The following is a 6,476-nucleotide window of genomic DNA, read 5'->3' on the forward strand; positions in this document are numbered from 1 at the left end:
GCAGCGGGTCTGGGACATCCAACTCTTCCAGAATTACGTGAGACGGGAACTCGACGTAAGCCGGGCCGGGCGTCGTCGACATCGCGCGCCGAATCGCCTCTCGAATGATTTCATCGGTTTGGTCGGCGTATTCGATCGACGCGCTGTATTTCACCGTCGGCGCGAAAAGTTCTTCCTGGCGGACGAACTGGATGCGTCCACGCCGGACTCGCCGCTCGGTGATGCGCGCCCGCTGGCCACCGAGGAAGATGACCGGCGAGTTCTCCACCTTGGCGCACATCATCGCTCCGGCGATATTCGCCACGCCGGGACCCAGTGTGCCGATGCACAAGCCCGGCTTGCCCGTCATCCGCGAGACGGCCTCGGCCATGAACCCGGCGCTCTCTTCGTGATGCGGCGAGACCACCGCCCAACCGCGCGATTCCGCCTCGAGGAAGATGTGCACGAAGTTCGGGTCGGGGATACCGAACAACGTCTTCACGCCCTCGGCCTCGAACAGGTCGAGGATCCGCTTGTAAACGGGCACAGCCATGGTTGAAAACTCCTTAGGGATAGCTACTTTTGAGCGAGTTGGTTTCGACAGCCGGCATCCGCGCAGCCTGTTGGCTTTCCAGTTCGTCGAGGATCTCGACGGTGTCGGCGCCGAGCTCCGGCGCTGGCCCCGCGACGCGACCCGGTGTCCGAGAGAACCAGGTGGGTACGCCCGGGAAGCGCACCGGTCCGTGCGGGGTGTCCACGGTCTCGAACATGCCCACGGCGTTGAGATGCGGATCGTCGAACAACGCGCCGGGCGTGTTGAGTGGCGCGGCCGGTATCTCGAGTTCGCGAAACAGCGCCAGCCACTCGTTCGTCGAGCGCTGTTTCATCGTCTCGGCGACCAAGCCGTAGATGGTGTCAATCTGCCCCGCACGCTGTTCCAACGTCGAGTACAGCTCACTGGCCCATGGCGGGCGCACCGCGTTGACGAACGCGTTCCAGTGCTTGTCGTTGTATACCAACGCGGCGATGTAGCCGTCACTCGTGCGATACGGACGGCGGTTGGGCGCCACGGTGCGCGGATACACGGCCGGCCCCAAGGGCGGGTCGAACAGGGCGCCGTTCGCGTGTTCGACGAGCATGAACGCGGCCATGGTTTCGAACATCGCGACTTCGACTTCTTGCCCCTCCCCGGTGCGCTCACGGTGATACAACGCCATGGTCGTCGCATATAACGCCGTCAACCCGGCGATCTTGTCGGCCATGATGGTTCCGACGAAGTCGGCCTCGCCGGTCAGTTGCTGTTGGACCGCCGGCAGGCCGCACTCGGCCTGGATGGTGTCGTCGTAAGCGGGCCGGTCGCGTTCGGGTCCCCGGCGCCCGTACCCGTAGCAATTGGTGTAGATGATCGCCGGGTTGATCGCGGCGACGTCATCGTAGGCGAAGCCGAGCTTGGCGATCGCCTTGGCCCGCATCGAGTGGATGAACACGTCAGCGGTCTCGACAAGCGCGCGCAGCGCCTGTGCTCCGTCGTCGGTTTGCAGGTCCAGCACGATGCTGCGCTTGCCGCGGTTGACGTTGACAAACACCCCGCTCATGCCCGGCGCGGGACCGACCGAGATGTAACGGGTGTTATCGCCCTGTGGCGGTTCGACTTTGATCACGTCCGCGCCCATGTCGGCCATGATCTGCGTGCAGTACGGTCCCATCACCATTGCGGTGAGGTCGATTACCCGCAGACCGGTCAGCGGTCCCGTGCCCGTCCGGCTAGCCATGAAGTACGCCTCGGTCGCCGGAACGTTGCGCGAGCTCGAAGCTGCAGCGGATGTGCTGGTCATGACCGTCAGGAACGACCGGAAAAACCAGCGGCGCCTCAATGTTTCGAATCGCATCGAGATGTTCGTCGACGTCCTCGACCGTCCAGGTTGGCCGATGCACGCCGGGGCTTTCGGCGATGACCGCTCGCGCCACCCGACCCGCCAACGCGATGAAGACCTCCCCGGTCACCGAGCAGGTTTCGTGTGCGAGCCAACCCACCACGGGCGCAACGAGCTCCGGGCCCATCGGTGGGTAGGTCGAGGTGTCGATACCGGCGGCCATTCTGGTCACCGCGGCCGGCACGATCACGTTGCATATCACGCCGTCGGCCGCACCTTCGAGCGCCGCGACATTGGACAGACCGATCACGCCGGCTTTCGCGGCCGCGTAGTTGGCCACGCCATGGTTTCCGTACATGCCGCCGATGGAGGAAGTCAGCACGATGCGCCCATAACCGGCATCGCACATAACCGGGAACGCGGGCCGTAAAACGTTAAATGCGCCGCGTAAGTGCACGTCGAGCACGGCGTCGAAGTCTTCGTGGCTCATCTCCTTCAGCGAGCCGCGACGAACGTTGCCGGCGTTGTGAATCAGGATGTCGAGGCGGCCGTAATGTTCGAGCGCGGTCCGGATGATCGCATCGCCGCCTTCGCGGGTGGCGACTGACTCGGTGCACGCGACGGCTTGTCCTCCGGCGGCGGTTATCTCGCCGACCACGTGGTCAGCCGGCACGGCGTCCATTCCCTCGCCGGCGAGGCTGCCGCCGGGGTCGTTGACGACGACCTTCGCTCCGCGCGATGCCAGCAGCATGGCGTAGGAGCGGCCGAGCCCTCGGCCAGCCCCGGTGACGACCGCTACCCTGCCGTCGAATCTCAATTCGGCCATCTATGTTCCGAGGACCAGACCGTCTAGGTCGCCACTTGCACGCCATTCCTTGAGCAAGTCGTCGAACACGTAGAAGCCCGGCATATAGGGATCGCCGATGGCCGAGCGGATGCCCTCGCCGCCACCGCCACCCTCATTGTTGTAATAGCCAGGTGTGCACGAGACCGCGAATTCCGAGCTGTCTATTGAGGTTTCGCGGATCGTCTTGACCCAGTTGTCTTGGGCTTTCTGGCTCGGCTCGACGGTCGTCGCGCGGCGCGCTATTGCCTCGGAAATGATATAGGCGATGTGTTCGGCCTGTTGCTCGAGCATCGCGGTGGTGTTCCCCGCCACGCCGCCCTGAATGAAGCCGGTGAAGAACTGGTTGGGGAAGCCTCGGCTGGTCATCCCATGGAGCGACTTGTAGCTGTCGCGCCAGTGATCGAAGAGCGACAGGCCGTCGCGGCCCTCGATCACATCGACCGCGTACCGACGGCCGATGTCCGTGGTGATCTCGAAACCGCTGGCGAATATGACGCAGTCGACTTCGTACTCAACGCCATTGGCGACGATCCCGTTCTCGGTGAGCCGTTGCACGCCTTTGGATTCCGACACGTCAACCAGCGTGACGTTCGGGCGGTTGAACGTCGGTAAGTATTCGTCGTTGCTGCAGGGCCGCTTGCACATGAATCGGTAGTACGGTTTGAGCGCTTCGGCGGTCTCCGGGTCCTCGACGACCTCCGCGACGCGGCGCCGCAGCCGCTCCATCATCTTGTAATCCTCTTCTTCGCGCATTGCCATGATTTGCTCGATGGTCAGTGAAGCGGGATCCTCCGCGGCCGCGACCCGCGCGGTCAGGTTGCGCCCCAGTTCGGTCCAGAAATCGCAGACCATATCCGGCTCGTCGAACACCACTCCTTCCCCCAACGGTGACCAGCGGTGAAAGTTGCGCTTGCGTTCTTCCTGCCAGCCGGGCTGCAGGGAAGCCGCCCACTGCGGATCCGTGGGCTCGTTGCCCCGCAGGTCCACCGATGAGGGCGTGCGCTGAAAGACGTAGAGGTGCTGGGCGTCTCGGCCCAGGTGCGGAACAAGCTGGACGCCGGTCGCACCGGTACCCACCAGCGCAACCCGCTTGTCATGCAGCTTGTGCAGTCCGCCGTTGGAATCCCCACCGGTGTAGTCGTAATCCCAGCGAGCGGAATGAAATGTATGCCCCTTGAAGTCCTTGATACCGGGGATGCCGGGCAGCTTCGGCCGGTTGAATGAGCCCTGTGCCATCACCACGAACCGGGCGCGGATGTCGTCACCGCGATTAGTGCTCAACCGCCAGCGCTTGATCGCCTCATCCCAGCGCACCGCGCGAACCTGGGTGGACAGGATCGCGCCGTCGTAGAGGCCGAAATGCTTTGCGATGCGACGGCAGTGCTCGTAGATCTCAGGGCCGTCGGCGAACTTCTTCGAAGGAAGGTAGTTGAGATCTTCCAGCATCGGGATGTAGCAGTAGGCGTCGTTGTCGCACTGGATTCCCGGGAAACGATTCCAGTACCAGACCCCGCCAAAATCCCCGCCCATCTCGATGATGTGCACGTCATCGACGCCGGCCTTCTTCAGGTACGCGCCCGCCAGCAGCCCGGTGATGCCGCCGCCGAGCACCGCCACGTCGATGTCCTCGTCGATAGGCGTGCGGGGTGTCACGGGCGTGTGGGGATCGATCTCGGCGAATTTCGCGAACTCGTCCTTGAGTTCCAAGTACTGCTTCGAGCCCTCCGGACGCAGCCGCTTATCGCGCTCGAATAAGTACTTCTCTCGCAGCGCGTCGATATCGATGTCGTCCGGCGTCTGCGTCGGTCCGCATGTATCGAACATTGTCATCTATCTGAAAGCTCCTGCGGTTCGCCGGTACCCATGTACTTCGATAGTTGGTGATGGAGGTTGACAGTGCTTCGCTCTCGGTAGGGATTGGGTTTGGTACCCGGGAACGCAGGCGATTTCATGCCCTGCTGCACTGCGGCCATGTTCGAGAAATCCTGCGGCAATACCGACCGCCACCGAGGGTCACCGACCGGTGTGCGTTCCCACTCTGTCTGCGGCTCTTGGCCTTTCGGGTACAGCTCGAACACCGACACCTCGAAAATGCATTTGTCGGGGTTGTAGCTGGGGTGCGGTCGCGCGCCGTAGCAGAGCGCACTGGTCAGGCCCTGCCCGATCTGAAAGTTCGGGAAGATCTGCCATGCGGTGCCCGCCTGGCCGAGGATGTCGGACGGAATCGTCGGCCAGATCACACCGCGCGCTTCGTCGTCCCGGCGCGCCGACGCCAGCCAGTGCTCGAGAACCTTGTCGGCCGGTGTCCCCTCCGGCAATTCGTCGACCAGCCGTTTGGCGGCGTTCACCAGCGTCTGGGTGGTGGTGGCGTTGGTCTCCTCCATCGTGTACACCTGCATCTCTGCGGTTGACGCACGCGGATCGGCACCAATGCCGAGCCGGATCTTGGACTTGGTGGCCTCCATGTCCTCCGGAGCGTCATAGCCGATATTGCTGTGTTTGCCCTGCGCCTTGGCCCATCCCTTGAATTCGCCGAACTTGTTGAACTCCGGATGCGTCGTGTAGACGTGGTAGGTCTCGTTGAAGGCCTCCATCGCGACTTTCCAGTTGCAATCGAAGACAAGATGAGCGGTGATGTAGCCCGCCTCATCGGAGGCGAAGAAGAGCGCCGCGTTCGCGATGTCCGCGATGCTCCCCAGCCGCCCAAGCGGAATCGAGGCCTCCATCGTCGCCAGGTAATCCGCGCCGAGCTCATCGAGCCCCTCGGTGATGATGTTGCCCGGCATGATCGCGTTGATGGTGATACCGGATCGCGCGAACTCGAGCGCGGCCGAGCGCATGAAGCCAAGCTGGCCGGCCTTGCTGGCGCCGTAGTGCGACCAGCCCGCGTAGCCGGTGATCGGCCCGGTGATCGAGGAGGTAAGGATGATCCGGCCGCGACCCGACTCCCTGAGCGCGGGCAGCGCGGCCGCCGCGGTGTAGAAGGTGCCTTTCAGGTTGATCGACAGCACCTCCTCCAGCTCGGCCGGGGTCATCTCCGCCAGCAGGGCGGCCGGGAAGACGCCGGCGTTGCAGCACACCACATCGAGGCCGCCGTTCACCTCTACCGTGGCGGCTACCACCGCCGCACAGCTCCCCGGGTCACTGACATCACCGGGCAGGTAACTGACCTTCCCGCCCGCCGTGTGCAGATCGGCCGCGTCGGCCGACAGCACCTCCGCCGCCCGCTCGCCGGTGTCCCGGTGCCGCCCGGTGATCACTACCTGGGCGCCCGCATTCGCGAACCCGGCGGCGATCCCCTTCCCGATGCCCTTGGTACCGCCGGTCACCAGTACGGACCTGCCGCTGATCGATGTGAACATCCGCAACTCCCTGACGAATCGATGCTTACCTTGACGGTGCTGACGTGGCGGGCTGACGTGGGCGGTGCCGGTGCGGCGGTACTAGGTGGCGGTGAGCAGATAACGCTCGGCAATCTCGCAGCAGCCGACGGTGAAGTCCGCGCCGAGCTCGAGCGCCGCGTCGGCGAACCGGTGCGAGCCGACCCACGCGACCAGCTGAAGCCGCCGCAACAGGACGAAGGTCGGGATCTCCGCCTCGTCCTCGGCGGCCAGCGGCATCACCCGCCGGTAGCCGCGCAGCCAGGCATCGCACAACGCGGGCACCCGGGGATCATGCTCGATGAAGCTGACCGCGGTCGCCAGGTCGAACATGAACCAGCCGAAACCCGAGTCGTCGAAGTCGATGACCTGGATGTCCTCGCCGCTGACGAGCAG

The 6,476-nt window shown here is 64.1% G+C and carries 6 protein-coding genes; all 6 read right to left on the bottom strand.

What is annotated here, in order from left to right; genetic code table 11:
- Window positions 1-532 (bottom strand): thiamine pyrophosphate-binding protein (locus ACLQI9_RS22070; protein WP_442392201.1); only part of this gene is annotated, 532 nt, incomplete at its 3' end.
- Window positions 533-545: 13 nt separating this feature from the next.
- Entirely contained in the window at window positions 546-1,751 is a 1,206-nt protein-coding gene (locus ACLQI9_RS22075) for a CaiB/BaiF CoA transferase family protein (protein WP_442392202.1), read from the bottom strand.
- A complete protein-coding gene (locus ACLQI9_RS22080) occupies window positions 1,744-2,679 on the bottom strand; it encodes an SDR family NAD(P)-dependent oxidoreductase (protein WP_442377202.1) in 936 nt (311 codons plus the stop codon). Before ACLQI9_RS22080 ends, ACLQI9_RS22075 begins: the two co-directional genes overlap by 8 nt.
- The gene (locus ACLQI9_RS22085; protein ID WP_442392203.1) at window positions 2,680-4,530 is read right to left on the bottom strand and encodes a flavin-containing monooxygenase; all 1,851 of its coding nucleotides are present in this window, start codon (window positions 4,528-4,530) and stop codon (window positions 2,680-2,682) included. It abuts the gene before it with no gap.
- A complete protein-coding gene (gene fabG / locus ACLQI9_RS22090; RefSeq protein WP_442392204.1) occupies window positions 4,527-6,062 on the bottom strand; it encodes a 3-oxoacyl-ACP reductase FabG in 1,536 nt (511 codons plus the stop codon). Before fabG ends, ACLQI9_RS22085 begins: the two co-directional genes overlap by 4 nt.
- An 81-nt stretch (window positions 6,063-6,143) precedes the next feature.
- A partial coding sequence (locus ACLQI9_RS22095) for a phosphotransferase enzyme family protein (protein ID WP_442392205.1) occupies window positions 6,144-6,476 on the bottom strand: 333 nt, incomplete at its 5' end.

Origin of the sequence: Mycobacterium sp. (assembly GCF_052143115.1) — a bacterium.
GTDB lineage: Bacteria > Actinomycetota > Actinomycetes > Mycobacteriales > Mycobacteriaceae > Mycobacterium.